Source organism: Caballeronia sp. LZ032, from assembly GCF_031451315.1.
Taxonomy (GTDB): Bacteria; Pseudomonadota; Gammaproteobacteria; order Burkholderiales; family Burkholderiaceae; genus Caballeronia.
Genome location: NZ_JARUXP010000002.1, coordinates 1026265 through 1040423, shown reverse-complemented (window position 1 = coordinate 1040423; position 14159 = coordinate 1026265). Strand labels below are relative to the sequence as shown.

Sequence of the window (14159 nt, the reverse complement as noted above, 5' to 3'; positions counted from 1 at the left end):
CATCGGGAATGCCCGCCCGGTTCGTCACGCGGGAATGATGCGTTCGCGCTTCAGGCGGTCGAACAGGTCGAAGAACGCATCGGGCGTGCTCTGATAGTCGAGAAAGCCGAGCTTGCGGCTCTTTGACATGTCGGTGAGCACTTCCATCGGGCGGCCGAGATCGGCGTCGGTATGCCACCAGGACACCAGCCGGTCGATGTCCTGCTCGGCCAGACCATGCCGCGCCGCAATATCCGTCCACTGGGCGCGCGCCTGCTGCATGCGGTTGTCGAGCGGACGCGTCTCGCCGTCGAAAGGCGCCGGCTCGATGCCGAAATACCCGGCGATGCGGTCCCACATCCAGTTCCAGCGGAACACGTCGCCGTTGACGACATTGAACGCCTCGTTGCGGGCCGGCGCGGACGTCGCGGCCCATTCGAGATGGCGGGCGAGCAGACGCGCGTCGGTCATGTCGGTGAGCCCGTTCCATTGCGCGGCCGAGCCGGGGAACACGAAGGGCGCGCCGGTTTCCTTGCACAGCGTGGCGTAGACGGCGAGCGTCACGCCCATGTTCATCGCGTTGCCGACCGCATAGCCGATGATCGTATGCGGCCGATGCACGCTCCAGCCGAAGCCATAGCGGCGGGCGGCCTCGAAGAGCCGGTCTTCCTGCTCGTAGTAGAAGTTGTCGACGGGCTGGCGGCCCTGTTCCTCGCGGAACGGCGTCGTGGGCACGCTGCCCTGGGCATACGCTTCGAACGGACCGAGATAGTGCTTCAGGCCGGTGACGAGCGCGGCATGCGACAGCGCACCGCCCGGGCCTAGCGCCGCGAGCACGTTCCCGACCATGGCGCCGTTGACGCGGATGTTCTCGGCTTCGGTCGCCTGACGCGCCCATGCAGTAAAGAAGACGTGGCTGAACTGGCGTTCCTTGAGCGCGTCCGCCACCGAAGCCGCCGACGTGAGGTCCGCCGTGATCGATTCCATGCCGGCGGGAACGGGCGTGCGGCCGCGCGACAGTCCGGCAATCGTCCAGTCGCCGCGCGCGTGAAGGTGCTCGGCGAGGTTGCGTCCGACAATACCGGTGCCACCGATGATCAGTGCTCGTTTATCCATTGCTTCTCTTGGTGTTCGGGTGGGTGAATGCGGTCGGCTCTGGCCGACGCGGGTGCGTATCGCACCAGTGTGCCGCCTCGCCGGGAAACCTGCTGACACCGCCCGATGACTCGCGCACGCCCCGTTCCACCTAAAAAACCGCTTGCAATGTATTTTGTTTGAGTATCATCGGAATACATTGAAGCCCGAACCAGATACAGAGAGGGCGGGTTTCCACCACTGAACCGAAGGCACGCACCACAAGGAGCAGTCAATGAGCGACACGCTGCATGCGCCGGGCGACGTAGCGCAGGCGCAGATGATCGAGGACCGCACTTACCGCAAGGTCACGCTGCGGCTGATCCCGTTCCTGATCCTCTGCTATGTCGCGGCCTATCTGGACCGCGTGAACATCGGCTTTGCGAAACTCCAGATGCTGAGCGACCTCCAGTTCAGCGAAACCATCTACGGCCTGGGCGCGGGCGTGTTCTTCATCGGCTATTTCCTCTTCGAGGTGCCGAGCAACCTGATGATGCAGCGCGTCGGCGCCAAAGCCTGGATCGCCCGGATCATGGTGACGTGGGCGCTCATTTCCGGCGCCTTCTTCTTCGTGCAGACGCCCACCCAGTTCTATGTCCTGCGTTTCCTGCTCGGCTCGGCCGAGGCCGGCTTCTATCCCGGCATCGTGCTCTACCTCATGCAGTGGTATCCGGCGCGCCGCCGCTCGCACGTGCTGGCCATCTTCATGGTGGGCATTCCGCTGGCGGGCATCATCGGCGGGCCGCTGTCGGGGTGGATCCTCGAAGCCTTCAATGGCTCGCACGGGCATCCGGGCTGGCGCTGGCTGTTTCTCATCGAGGCGCTGCCGTCGCTCGTGCTGGGCATCGCGGCGTTCTTCTATCTGGAGAACCGTCCGGAGAAGGCGAAGTGGCTGACGCGCGAGGAAGCCGCGATCATCGCGAATGCGCTCGACTCGGTGCCGCCCAAGCACACGCGCATCTCGCAGACGGTCGGCCAGGTGTTCCGCGACCCGCGCATGCTGCTGATGGCGCTGATCTACTTCTGCGTCATCATGGGCCAGTACGGCCTGACCTTCTGGATGCCGACGCTCATCAAGGCATCGGGCGTATCGGGCGCGCTGCATATCGGCGTGCTCTCGGCGATCCCGTTCATCTTCGGCGCGATCGCCATGGTCTCCTGCGGCCGCAATTCGGACCGTACCGGCGAACGCCGCTGGCATCTGATCGTGCCGATGCTCGTCGGCGCGGTGGGCTATGCCGTCACGGCCGGCGCGGGATCGAACGTGCCGCTCGCGTTGCTCGGCCTCTCGCTGGCGGCGGCGGGCGTGCTGACGCCCGGGCCGCTGTTCTGGGCCCTGCCGTCCGCGATCCTCGCCGGCACGGGCGCGGCGGCGGGCATCGCGGCAATCAATGCATTCGCCGGGCTCGCGGGCTTCGTGAGTCCCTATCTGATCGGCTGGCTGCGCGATCTCACGCATACCTCCGTGATCGCCATGTATGTGTCGGCGGGCGTGCTGGTCGTCGGGGCCGCGATGATCCTGCTGATTCCCGCCAAGCTCGTGAACCGCTGATTTTTCGAATCTCGCAGTAGGGAAGCCGGCATGCTGCCTTGCGCGCATGCCGGCTTTTTTTCGTCCGTAGCAGTGTGCGTTTGTATTTCTTCGTGTTATTTTATGTATTCATATAAACCGAATGGAAATACATCAAGGAGGAGAGTCATGGACTTGAACCTGAAAGGCAAATCGGCGCTGATCACGGGCGCATCGAAAGGCATCGGGCTGGCGACGGCGTGGGCATTCGCCGCGGAAGGCGTCGCGGAGCTGCACTTGGCGGCGCGTTCGGCGGATGCGCTGCATCGCGCGCAGGACGAGATCGCGACTAAGCACGGCACGCGCGTCCACGTGCACGCGACGGATCTCTCCGTCACGCAGAACGCCATCGATCTGGCGCGCGCCTGCTCGAACGCGGACATCCTGGTGAACAACGCGGCGGATTCCAGCCCCGGCCCGCTCGACAAGATGAGCGACGCGGAGTGGCGCGCGAGTCTCGACATGAAGATCTTTTCGTACGTCACGCTGACGCGCGAACTGTATGCGTCGATGAAGCAGCGCGGCAGCGGCGTGATCGTCAACGACATCGGCAATTCGGGCGAGAACTGGGACGCGAACTACATCATCGGTTCGACGGGCAATGCGGCGATGATGGCCTTCACGCGCGCCATCGGCGGCTGGGCGCTGGACGACGGCATCCGCGTGGTGGGCGTGAATCCGGGACCGGTCGCCACCGACCGCATGGTGAAGCTGATGAAGCGCCGCGCGCTCGACTGGTACAACGACGAAAGCCGCTGGGAAGAACTGTTCGACAAATATCCGGGCAAGCGTGCAGCCCGTGCCGATGAAGTGGCCGACCTGATCGTGTGGCTCGCGTCGGATCGCGCGGCCTATATCACGGGCACGATCGTGACCATCGACGGCGGCATTGCGTCGCGCCGTTCCATCATCTGAGGGGGACGACATGCGTCGATTCGAGGAACGCAACGCCTATTTCGACCGGCTCTGCAACAGCGAAGGGCTAATGTGGCTGGGCCAGAACACCAATCACTTCGAGCCGCATCCTGCCGTGCGCCAGGCCGTCATCGATGCACTCGATGGCGGCGAATACCACGCCTATGCGCCGCCGCTCGGCTTCGAGGAACTGCGGCAGCTGATCCGCGAGGACATCGGCTTGCCTGACGCGTCGGTGATGGTCACCGACGGCGCGGTGGAAGCGCTGTACAACGTCTGCCGCAACATCTGCGAAGCGGGCAAGGATTTCGTCACCACCAATCCGAGCTGGGCCTGGCCGATGCAGTTCGCCGCGCGCGCCGGTTCGCGCGTGATCGAACTGCCCATCTACTCGGCCGGCCAGCACTACAAGCTCACGCCCGCGCAATTGCGCGCGGCGGTGAACGAGAACACCGGCGTGATCTATCTGGTGGATCCGAACAATCCGCTCGGCACCTGTCATACGGAAGACGAGATTCGCGAGTTCGCGGAGATCGCGCGTTCGGTCGGCGCGTATTTCATTCATGACGCCACCTACTTCCAGTTCGCCGACAGCTTCACGCCCGCGTACCGCTTCTATCCCGAGAAGACCATCGTCACGTACAGCTTCTCGAAGTGGCTCGGTCTGGCGGGCATGCGGCTCGGCGCGGTGATCGCGCATCCGGATCTGATCGAACGCTTCGCTTCCGCGCCGCCGAACAATCTCGGCAGCAACGTGCTGTCGCAACGCGCGGCGATCGCCGGGCTGCGCACGAAGAACGATTGGTTTCCCGAGATCAACCGGCGTCAGCGGCGCAATCAGGCGGCGGTCGTCGAGGCGGCGAAGAATGTGGAAGGATTGAGCGTGCCGGTGTATCCGTCGCAGGCGAATCTGCTGGTCGTGGAAACCATCAACGCCGGCATCACGCCGGAAGCGCTGGTGGAGGCGTTCCAGGCCGAGCGCGTGATGATCCGTCAGGGCGCGTACCACACGAAGGAATTCGGGCATCGCTTCGTGAAGGTCAGTCTGACGGTGCCGGAAGCCTGGGCCGACCGCTTCTGCGAACTGCTGCCTTCGATGGTCGAGCGCGCGCGGTCCATCAAGCAGCCCGCGAATCAATTCTAACGAGGCCGGAACCGACATGCCGTATCTGAAAACCACCGACGATGTGAACCTGTACTACGAAGAAGCCGGCGAAGGCACGCCGCTCGTCTTCGTGCATGAATTCGGCGGCGACCTGCGCAGCTGGGAACCGCAGATGCGCTACTTCAGCCGGCGTTATCGCTGCATTGCCTTCGCGGCGCGCGGCTATGCGCCGTCCGACGTGCCCGACGACATCGAGCGCTATTCGCAGTCCATCGCCGCGCGCGATATCCGCGACGTGCTCGACGCATTGAAAATCGACCGCGCGCATATCGTGGGCCTGTCGATGGGCGGTTTCGCCACGCTGCACTTCGGGCTCGACTATCCGGAGCGTGCCCGTTCGCTGGTGGTCGCGGGCGCGGGCTATGGCGCGGAGAAGGCCTTCGAGGATCACTTCCGCGACGTGTCGCTGGAAGTCGCGAAGCAGTTCGAGGCGCAGGGCGCCGAGCAGTTCTCGAAGACCTATGCGCTGGCGGCATCGCGCATTGCGTTCCAGGTGAAGGACCCGCGCGGCTGGCTCGAATTCGCGACGATGCTCGGCGAACATTCGGCGCGCGGCTCGGCGCTGACGATGCGCGGCGTGCAGGCGCGCCGTCCATCCATCTATGACCTCGAAGCCCGTCTCCAGGCGATGACGGTGCCCACGCTGATCGTCGTCGGCGACGAGGACGATCATTGTCTTCAGCCCGGCATCTTCCTGAAGCGCACGGTGCCGGCGAGCGGACTCGTCGTGATGGCGAAGACCGGCCATACGCTCAATCTCGAAGAACCGGCGCTGTTCAATCAGCATGTCGCCGAGTTTCTCGCGATGGTCGAGCAGGACCGCTGGTTGCCGCGCGATCCGCGCGCGGTGCCCGCGCAGATCATGAAGACATCATGAGCGCGCCGGCACAGACCCGTGCGAGCGCGTTCGTCGATGAACAGCGTCTCGCCGGCCGGCTCGACGCGATGGCGCGCATCGGCGCCACGGAGAAGGGCGGCGTGAACCGGCAGGCGCTGTCGGCGGAAGATGCGCAGGCGCAGCGCGAACTCGTGCGCTGGGGCGAAGCGCTGGGGCTCAAGCCGTCCGTCGATGCCATCGGCAATCTGTTCCTGCGCCTCGAAGGCACGGACGCGGACGCGGCGCCGGTGATGTCGGGATCGCATCTCGATTCGCAACCGACCGGCGGCAAGTTCGACGGCGTCTATGGCGTGCTGGCCGCCTTCGAGGCCGTGGAGGCGATCATCGCTTCGGGCGTGAGGCCACGTGCGTCCATCGATATCGTTGCGTGGATGAACGAGGAGGGCTCGCGTTTTGCGCCCGGCATGATGGGGTCGGCGGTGTTTGCGGGGGCGCGTGAACTGGATCAGGTACGCGCCGTGACGGACCAGGCTGGCGTCAGCGTGGCGGCGGCGCTCGCGGACGTGCGTGAATCCTTGCACGATGTGCCCGAGCGCGCGCTGGGGCTGCGGCCGGCCGCGTTCGTCGAAGCGCATATCGAGCAAGGGCCGATGCTGGAGAAGGAGGGATTGACCATCGGCGTCGTGACGGGCATTCAGGGCAAGCGCACGTTCAAGGTGCGCGTGGACGGCGAGGCCGCGCATGCGGGCACATCCACGCGCGCGGAACGCAAGGACGCGCTGCTCGCTGCCATCGCAATGGTGCAGGCGCTGGCCGATGCGATGCACGACGCCGAGGACATCGTTAAGTTCACAGTCGGACGTTTCGACGTCAAGCCGAGCGCGCCGTCGGTGGTGGCCAGTTCGGTGGACTTCTCCATCGACTTGCGGCATCCCGACTCGGACACGCTGACGCGTCTCGGCGATCGCATCGCGCCGATCTGCGAGGCGCATGCGGGCGTGTGCACGGTGCAGGTGACGGAGCTTTCCACGGCGATGTCGCTCGACTTTCCTGAACGGATGCGCGCGGTGATCCGTGAAGCCGCGGCAAGGCTCGATCTGCCGCATCGCGACATCCTGTCGACGGCGGGCCACGATGCACGCTATCTGCACGCGGTGTGTCCGAGCGGCATGATCTTCGTGCCGTCGCATCTCGGGCTGACACACTGCGAGGCGGAATTCACGGCGTCGGCGGATCTGGCTGCCGGGACGCGCGTGCTTGCGGATGTGCTCGCCGAACTGGCTTCCTGACGGCGGGAGCGGGGCTTGCTGATTCGGCGTGCAAGGTCCGTTCGGCGTCAAAGGAGGCAAGCATGACCGCGCATCAGGATTCATCGGACGACGATGCAGAGACGTACGCGACGTTCAAGGCACTCGTCAACATGACGGCGTCGCAACTCGACAAATGGCTCGATACCGACGAGTCCCGCGAAGTTGGACAGAAGAACGACGGCGGAGAGTCGGTGGGGCACAAGTCGGGGCGGCACATCATCGAGATTCTCGGCAAGAAGAAAGCCGATCTCGGCACGGACGACTACGCGCACATGCGCAAGGTGAACGGCTATGTGAAGCGTCACCTCGCGCAGCGTCCGCATGAGGTCGAGCATTCGCATTGGCGTTACTCGCTGATGAACTGGGGACACGATCCGCTCAAATGAGCGCGCGTGCCCTCAGCCGTTCACGAACACGATGCGCTCGCGTCCGGCATCGTCATTCCAGTGGTCGGCGAGATGCGGCATCGGCACGGCTTTCGTATCCACGCGCAAGCCGCCTTCCGCCGCCGCATTCAACACCGCCTGCATGGCCGCGAACAGACGCGGCATGGCGACGCTCCCCAGGCCGCTGCCGAGCAGGCTGATCGCGCTCGATCGCAATACGGCCGCCGGCAGCGCGATCTCCTGTGCGCTCATCGAACCGATCTGCACGAAGCGCAGCGCGCGTTGTGCTTCGGATGCACGGGCGGCGGCAATCAGCAACGCCCGCGCGCTCGGCCCCCACAGATAGTCCAGCACGATATCGACGCCTTCCACGCAATGTGCTTCGAATGCGCGGCTCAGTGAGGCTTCGTCACTCTCCAGCGTGATGATCGTGTCCGCGCCCATGTCTTGCAGTTTCTCGAGCATCGCGCGATTGCGTCCCGTCGCGATGATCTTCCCCGCGCCGAGCCGCTTCGCCACCTGTATGGCAAGCTGCCCCGACGCGCCGGTCGCGCCGTTGATCCACACGGTCTCGCCGGCGACGAACTTCGCCCGCTCCGTGAGCGCCGCCCATGACGACATGCCAGGAATGGCGATGGCGGCGGCATCGATGTCGTCGATGGAATCGGCCAGCGGCAAACAATGTTCGAGCGGCACACGCGTGCGCTCGGCCATCGCGCCGAATGGCGCTACCGGACCGAAGAAGTAGACGCGCCGGCCATCGTCGAGACGGCCGGCGCCATCGACGCCCGCGACGAACGGATAGGTCTTCGACGACGAATAATGCTCGCCCGATGCCCGTCCGCGCGTCAGTCGGCTCAATGCCGAAGCGCCGACCTTCACGACGCCCTGTTCACGCGAGGCCACCGGTTCATCGAATTCAGCCCACACGGGCTGGGTGCCTGCCTGCTTGACGACTGCTGCTTTCATGCTTGTTCCTGTTTGATTGAGGTGCCGAGTTCGGCCAGCCATGCACGCAATTCGGGATCACGGATATCCAGCACGTCGAACAGGCCGAGCGCGAGCAATGCCGGCAAGGCTTCCTCGATGTCGCGTGCGGCCTCGGCGCGGCTCGCGGCACTCGCGTGCGGATCGCTCCACACGCGCGCGTTGACGAGGAACGCGCCGACCGTGCCCTTGCGGATCGTCGTGCCGTTGAGACGGGTTTCGTCGAGATGGTCGGGAAGCATCTGGCTGGCTCGCATTGCAACTGGCTCCGTGAGTGAAACAATGAAGCCGAGTCTAGACGTGCGCCCGAGGCCCGTCTCCGGTATAAAGGCCATTCGATACCGAAATCCGGCCATGAATACACCCCTGATTCGCCCCGAACTGGTGATGTCGCAGGACGGCCCGTTCCTCGCCGCCGCCGAGCTCACGCAAAGCGAGCCGCGCGAAGTGGCTTCGCACAGCCACGCGCGCGGCCAGTTGATGGGGGCGTCGAGCGGGCTGGTGTCGATTGGCGTCGATACGCGCCAGTGGGTCGTGCCCGCGGTTCATGCCATCTGGATTCCGCCGCATCGGGCGCATTCGGTGCGGTCCTACGGACCGTTCTCGGGATGGAGCGTGTTCGTGGCCGAGGCGCGTTGCGCGGCCTTGCCCGCCGAGCCGCGCGCCATTCGCGCCACGCCGCTGCTGCGTGAAGCGGTGCATCGCGCGTCGTCATGGCAGGACGACCTGCTCGATGCGGCGCGGACGCGCATCGCCGACGTCATCCTCGATGAACTCGCCGCCGCCCCCGAAGCGCCGTTTCATCTGCAGCGTCCGCGCGATCCCGCGTTGCTGAAGATCACCGACGCGCTCGCCAACGATCTCGCCGATAACCGCCGTCTCGAAGAATGGGCCGCGTGGGCGGGGGTATCGCCGCGCACGCTGAGCCGCCGCTTCATGGCCGACACCGGGCTGACCTTCGCGCAATGGCGTCAGCAGGCGCGCATGCTGCGGGCGCTGGAGCGTGTGGCCGATCGTGTCCCGGTGACGACCATCGCGCTGGAAACGGGCTACGAGAACATCAGCGCGTTCATCGACGTGTTTCGCCGCACGTTCGGGACGACGCCTGGGCGGTATCACGCAAGCGGCTGAACGCGTGAAGCTTGCCGGCGGGACGGTTCGGGATACTATCGTCGAACGGACAAGCGATGGAGGAGACATGAACCAGACGAACTGGTACGACGAGCACGCCTGTTCCCTCGATGACTTCGAACGCGACCTCGCGCAGGAAGAGGCGCATCCGCCGCGTTACGCTGCTTCGATTCAGCGAGGCATTCCGCTCTACGATTGCGCCGCGCTGGGCCGCGACCTGTCCGAACGCATGGCCTTGCAGGCTGAATGGGCCGAGGTCTTGCGCGCGGGCGCCGGCGTGCTGGTGCTGAAGCACGCCTATGCCGACACCGCCCCGATCGACGACGCCACCGCCGTCTTCGAAGACATCATCCGGCAGGAGCGCGAGCAGGGCACGAGCCGCGCGGATCACTTCGCGAAGGCCGGCGCGAACGACCGCATCTGGAACGCGCAGGAAAAACTCTGCCTGCACGCGCCCGATGTCTTCGCGCGCTACTTCGCGAACCCGATTCTCGCGTGCATGGCCGAAGCGTGGCTCGGCCCGGCGTATCAGATGACGTCGCAGGTGAATGTCGTACGGCCGGGCGGCGCGGCGCAGGAGGCGCATCGCGACTATCACCTCGGTTTCCAGACCGAAGAGGAAGTGCGCCGCTATCCCGCGCATGTTCACGCGATGTCGCCTTTCCTGACCTTGCAGGGCGCGGTGGCGCACAGCGACATGCCGGTGGAAAGCGGACCGACCAAGCTGCTGCCGTTTTCGCAGCGCTATGCACCCGGCTATCTCGCGTGGCGGCGTGCGGACTTTCGCGCGTACTTCGAGGCGCACTGCGTGCAATTGCCGCTCGAAAAGGGCGATGCGCTGTTCTTCAGCCCCGCGCTGTTCCATGCGGCGGGCGCAAACCACACGCGCGACGTGCAGCGCATGGCCAACCTGTTGCAGGTGTCGTCGGCCTACGGGCGGGCGATGGAATCGGTCGATCGCGCGCGCATGTGCGAAGCCGTGTATCCGGTCCTGAGCGAAAGCAAGTCCACGGGCCGCATGAGCGATGCAGAGATCGAGGCGGTCATCGCTTCGTGCGCGGAGGGCTATGCGTTCCCGACGAATCTCGATCGCGATCCGCCTTCGGGCGGTCTCGCGCCGCCGAGCCAGCAGGCGCTGCTGCGCGAGGCGCTGCATGAAGGCTGGCCCGTCGAGCGCTTTACCGATGCACTACGCCAGCACGCGTGGAAACGCATCACATAAAACAATCCGTAACGCGTGGGTAATGCCTCGTAAGCACTGACGAAAAGCGCATTTTTCTCAACCGATTGCTGTGCCTCGCGCCCGGAGAAGATGGCTGCCGTTGCAAGACGCAACGTCCATTTTCTTCAGGAGCGCGCAGCATGAACGTCAACAGTCCCCTCAACAGCCACGCGGTGCCGCAGACGGCGAACACGCTGCCGATCCGGCGCAACACCGAAGTCCCGGCCGCCGAAAGCATTCCCTCTACCACGACGAAGACGCCGGTGAGCAATCCCGCGCATCTCGGCAATCACGTCGATACGACCGCCTGAGCCATGCCTGCGATCGTTCGATTCGCGCTCGCGTGCGCGGCGCTCGCAGCGTGTCCGCTGACGCTCGAAGGCTGCGCGCTCGCCGCGCTGCCGTGCCGCGTGACGGCGGCGACGCTCAAGGTCGTGCCGGTGGTCGGCCACGCGGCGGCCACGCCGTTCGATGTGTGCGCCTCGGCGATTGACTGACATGAAGCGCCTCCTTCTCCCCTGCGCGCTGTTCGCCGCGATGCTGTTGCCCGCGGCAGCACACGCGCAGCAGCCGTTCGACTTTCGCGGGCTGCGGCTCGGCGTGCCGCTGGATGTATTTCGCCGCGACGAGCCCGCGCGCGCCACGCCGCCGCGCAGCGTCGCGCTGTGCGACACCGACGTCGAATCGGCGGCGCTCGGCATGGTGCTGCGCGATCCGCACAGCCTGACCATCAGCTGCAAGTGGGCGCATCGCGGCGAGGCGGGATGGCAGGCGTCGCAAGCGGTCGTCGACGGCGCTCCCGCACGCGATCACGTGCTGCGTTTCGCCGCGATGCCGGGCGATCCCGCGCCGCGTTTGTATCGCATGTCGTTCGTGATCGATGCCCGCATGGCCGACGACTTCGGCGCGGCCTTGTCGTCGCGGTTCGGTGCGGGCCGCGTCGTGCGTGCAAACGGCTACCGGACGCGTCGCTGGGAGAACGCGTCGAGCTCCATCACGCTGGAGGCGAACGGCGCGTCGGCGACGGCGCGCGTGATCTATCGCCTGAAGGCCTACGAAACCTGGTTGCGCGAGACCGACGACAAATGGCGTCTCGCCGCCTTGCATGACACCCCTTGAATCCCGGAAAGCATCGTCATGAAATTGCCAGTCTTGTTGTGCGCATGTGCGCTGTCGGCGTGTTCGTCGTCGCGGTCCATCGTCGAGATGCCGACTTATGCGCCGGCCGTCGCGCAGCCGGTCAACGTCAACACGCTCGGCGCGATCTATCAGGCGGGCAGTTCCGTGTCGCTGTACGAGACCTCGCGCGCGCAGCGTGTCGGCGACGTGCTGACCATTCGCCTCGCCGAGTCTTACTCGGGCAGCAATACCGCCGATGCCAGCGCGAGCCGCGCGAGCAGCATCAGCGCCACGGCCGCCGATCAATCGACCGGCGCGGCCGCGCGCCTTGCACGCCTCTTCAACGTGGGCTCGGCGGATACGTCGTTCAAGGGCAACGGCAGCACCCGCAACCTGAGTGCGATGAGCGGCACGCTCGCGGTGTCGGTGATCGGTACGCTGCCGGGCGGAAATCTCGTGGTCGCGGGCGACAAGATCATCGCGATGAGCGGCAATCAGGATCAGCTGCGCTTCTCCGGCATCGTCAATCCGAAGGACATCGAGGCGGGGAATTACGTGGCGTCGAACAAGGTGGCGAATGCGCGCATCGAACAGGCGGGCGTGGGCATGCTCGCCGATTCGACCACGATGGGATGGTTGCAGCATCTCTTCATGAGCGTGCTGACGTTCTGAGCTCAAGACATCGCGTCAGTGTGGCGGCCGCGCGGCAATGCGTCCCGCCGCGCTCGGATCGCCATGCGGCACGAAGATATAGCCCTGGCCCCAGACAGTCTGCACATAGCGCGGCTCGGACGGGTCGGTTTCCAGCAGACGGCGCAGCCGCCAGATCGATACGTCGAGACTGCGATCGCGATGCGCTCCCGCGCCGCGCAGATGCTCGTTCAGCTGCGCGCGCGAGAGCACGGTCATCTGATTCTTCACGAGCGTCTTCAGCAGCGCGAATTCACCCGAGCGCAGCGCGATGCGTTCGCCGTCGCGACGCAGCTCACGCGCGCTGAAGTCCATCTCGAAAGGACCGAAGCGATAGCTCGGACGCATCTCCGGCGCGCCCGGCACGAACGACGATGCGCCGTTGCGGCGTCGCAGGATGGTGCGGATGCGCGCCAGCAGTTCGCGCGGATCGAAGGGCTTGCCGAGATAATCGTCCGCGCCGAGTTCGAGTCCGATCACGCGATCCAGTACGTCCGAGCGCGCGGTGAGCAGGATCACGGGAACGTCGTCGTGGGCGTGGCGCAGTTCACGCAGCGCGCTGATGCCGTCCTTGCCGGGCATCATCACGTCGAGCACGACCAGCGCGGGCCGCAGGTTCTGCACGGCGCTTTTGAGCGCGATGCCGTCGTCCAGCACCGACACTTCGAGGCCGTGTTGCGTCAGGAAGCCGCGCACGTGTTCGCGCACGACGGGGTCGTCGTCGACCATGAGTACATGTGATGTCATGCGCCGATTCTATGTTCGGCATCGGCGGCCTGGCCATCGCGCGAAACTTTCCATTTCTTTCTGTTACGGGATTCCGGGAGTGTGACGAACGCCGCTTGCGTCCGTGGCGAAAGGCCTGACGGGCCATGGCGTGCAGGGAAGCAAGGGCGCGGCGCGTACTGCCGTAAAAATCGGTAATGTGCCGAATAAAGTGGCGCGCGCCGATTGGAATAAGCACCGAATAAAATTTCGATATGGCTACATCGGTTCTGATCGTCGACGACGATTCCGCGGTGCGCGATCTGCTGCGCCGCTTCTTTCATACGCAAGGCATCGAGGTTTCCGTGCTGCATGACGGCGCGGGGCTGCGCCGTCGGCTGGAACTGGAGCGTCCTTCCATCGTCGTTCTGGACATCATGATGCCGGATACCGACGGCCTGCGCGCGCTGCGCGATCTGCGCGCGGCGGGCGAGGACATTCCGGTGATCTTCGTGACGGGCTGCGACAGCGTGGCCGAGAAGATCGCGGGACTGCAAACCGGCGCGGACGATTACCTCGCGAAACCCTTTGATCCACGCGAACTGCTCGCGCGCATCGAAGCCGTGCTGCGGCGTCGCGCGAGCACGCCGAGCCAGCCCGAACGCTGCGCGCGCGAACGCTTCGGACGCTTCGAGGTGGACTTCGTCACGCGCGCGCTGATCTGCGGCGAGAAGCGCATTCCGTTGCGCGAGAGCGAGTTCGCGTTGCTCAAGGTCTTCATCAAGCATCCGTACAAGGTGCTGTCGCGGGTCTTGCTGCACGATCTCGTCCATCGCGACGACCTGCCGTTCCGCGACCGTGGCCTCGACGTGCCGGTGTGGCGGCTGCGTCGTCTGATCGAAGACGATCCGTCGCAACCGCGTCACTTGCAGACCGTGCGCGGACAAGGCTTTGTCTTCGTGCCCGATGGGGAAGACGCCGCACACGAACGCATCCGGACTTAAGGCG

17 protein-coding genes are annotated in these 14159 nt (G+C 65.3%); 13 read left to right on the top strand and 4 right to left on the bottom strand.

The features are described 5' to 3' along the window. Positions 1–24: 24 nt before the first annotated feature. Positions 25–1095, bottom strand: coding sequence for an SDR family oxidoreductase (locus QCE69_RS20290; protein WP_309932578.1), 1071 nt, complete (start codon positions 1093–1095; stop codon positions 25–27). A gap of 253 nt (positions 1096–1348) precedes the next feature. Here QCE69_RS20290 and QCE69_RS20285 point away from each other — a divergent pair, with 253 nt between their 5' ends. The 6 genes from QCE69_RS20285 (at position 1349) to QCE69_RS20260 (ending at position 7297) form a co-directional block, all read left to right on the top strand. Beyond that, a complete protein-coding gene (locus QCE69_RS20285) occupies positions 1349–2665 on the top strand; it encodes an MFS transporter (RefSeq protein ID WP_309922319.1) in 1317 nt (438 codons plus the stop codon). Between the two features lie 147 nt (positions 2666–2812). After that, positions 2813–3598, top strand: coding sequence for a short-chain dehydrogenase/reductase (locus tag QCE69_RS20280; protein WP_309932576.1), 786 nt, complete (start codon positions 2813–2815; stop codon positions 3596–3598). A gap of 10 nt (positions 3599–3608) precedes the next feature. Beyond that, entirely contained in the window at positions 3609–4742 is a 1134-nt protein-coding gene (locus QCE69_RS20275; protein ID WP_309922313.1) for a pyridoxal phosphate-dependent aminotransferase, read from the top strand. A 16-nt stretch (positions 4743–4758) separates the two neighbouring features. After that, positions 4759–5640 carry an alpha/beta hydrolase gene (locus QCE69_RS20270; RefSeq protein WP_309922310.1) on the top strand — a complete coding sequence of 294 codons (882 nt, stop codon included), beginning with the start codon at positions 4759–4761 and terminating at the stop codon, positions 5638–5640. After that, entirely contained in the window at positions 5637–6890 is a 1254-nt protein-coding gene (locus QCE69_RS20265; RefSeq protein ID WP_309932575.1) for a M20 family metallo-hydrolase, read from the top strand. Before QCE69_RS20270 ends, QCE69_RS20265 begins: the two co-directional genes overlap by 4 nt. 62 nt (positions 6891–6952) lie before the next feature. Continuing rightward, positions 6953–7297 (top strand): DUF3140 domain-containing protein, encoded by a 345-nt coding sequence (locus QCE69_RS20260; protein WP_309922305.1) that lies wholly within the window; start codon positions 6953–6955, stop codon positions 7295–7297. 12 nt (positions 7298–7309) lie between these two features. Here QCE69_RS20260 and QCE69_RS20255 read toward each other — a convergent pair whose 3' ends face one another. Both QCE69_RS20255 and QCE69_RS20250 read right to left on the bottom strand, forming a co-directional pair. Next, positions 7310–8266 carry a zinc-binding alcohol dehydrogenase family protein gene (locus tag QCE69_RS20255; protein WP_309922302.1) on the bottom strand — a complete coding sequence of 319 codons (957 nt, stop codon included), beginning with the start codon at positions 8264–8266 and terminating at the stop codon, positions 7310–7312. Further along, positions 8263–8541 (bottom strand): hypothetical protein, encoded by a 279-nt coding sequence (locus QCE69_RS20250; protein ID WP_309932574.1) that lies wholly within the window; start codon positions 8539–8541, stop codon positions 8263–8265. The genes QCE69_RS20255 and QCE69_RS20250 overlap by 4 nt, the downstream gene beginning before the upstream one ends. A gap of 97 nt (positions 8542–8638) precedes the next feature. Between QCE69_RS20250 and QCE69_RS20245 the strand changes: the two genes are divergently transcribed. From QCE69_RS20245 to QCE69_RS20220, 6 genes are all read left to right on the top strand, one after another. Continuing rightward, on the top strand, positions 8639–9415 hold the full coding sequence (locus QCE69_RS20245; RefSeq protein ID WP_309922297.1) for a helix-turn-helix transcriptional regulator: 777 nt from the start codon (positions 8639–8641) through the stop codon (positions 9413–9415). Between the two features lie 67 nt (positions 9416–9482). Further along, the gene (locus tag QCE69_RS20240) at positions 9483–10637 is read left to right on the top strand and encodes a phytanoyl-CoA dioxygenase family protein (RefSeq protein ID WP_309922294.1); all 1155 of its coding nucleotides are present in this window, start codon (positions 9483–9485) and stop codon (positions 10635–10637) included. Between the two features lie 140 nt (positions 10638–10777). Next, positions 10778–10948, top strand: coding sequence for a hypothetical protein (locus QCE69_RS20235; protein WP_309922290.1), 171 nt, complete (start codon positions 10778–10780; stop codon positions 10946–10948). 3 nt (positions 10949–10951) lie between these two features. Then, the gene (locus QCE69_RS20230) at positions 10952–11134 is read left to right on the top strand and encodes a DUF6726 family protein (RefSeq protein ID WP_309814669.1); all 183 of its coding nucleotides are present in this window, start codon (positions 10952–10954) and stop codon (positions 11132–11134) included. A 1-nt stretch (position 11135) separates the two neighbouring features. Then, the gene (locus tag QCE69_RS20225; protein ID WP_309922287.1) at positions 11136–11756 is read left to right on the top strand and encodes a hypothetical protein; all 621 of its coding nucleotides are present in this window, start codon (positions 11136–11138) and stop codon (positions 11754–11756) included. Positions 11757–11774: 18 nt separating this feature from the next. Further along, on the top strand, positions 11775–12428 hold the full coding sequence (locus QCE69_RS20220; protein ID WP_309932572.1) for a flagellar basal body L-ring protein FlgH: 654 nt from the start codon (positions 11775–11777) through the stop codon (positions 12426–12428). Between the two features lie 15 nt (positions 12429–12443). Here QCE69_RS20220 and QCE69_RS20215 read toward each other — a convergent pair whose 3' ends face one another. Beyond that, entirely contained in the window at positions 12444–13193 is a 750-nt protein-coding gene (locus QCE69_RS20215; protein ID WP_309932570.1) for a response regulator, read from the bottom strand. 233 nt (positions 13194–13426) lie between these two features. On the opposite strand from QCE69_RS20215, the gene QCE69_RS20210 reads away from it, so the two are divergent. After that, positions 13427–14155 carry a response regulator gene (locus QCE69_RS20210; RefSeq protein ID WP_309814658.1) on the top strand — a complete coding sequence of 243 codons (729 nt, stop codon included), beginning with the start codon at positions 13427–13429 and terminating at the stop codon, positions 14153–14155. The last annotated feature ends 4 nt before the right edge of the window (positions 14156–14159 follow it).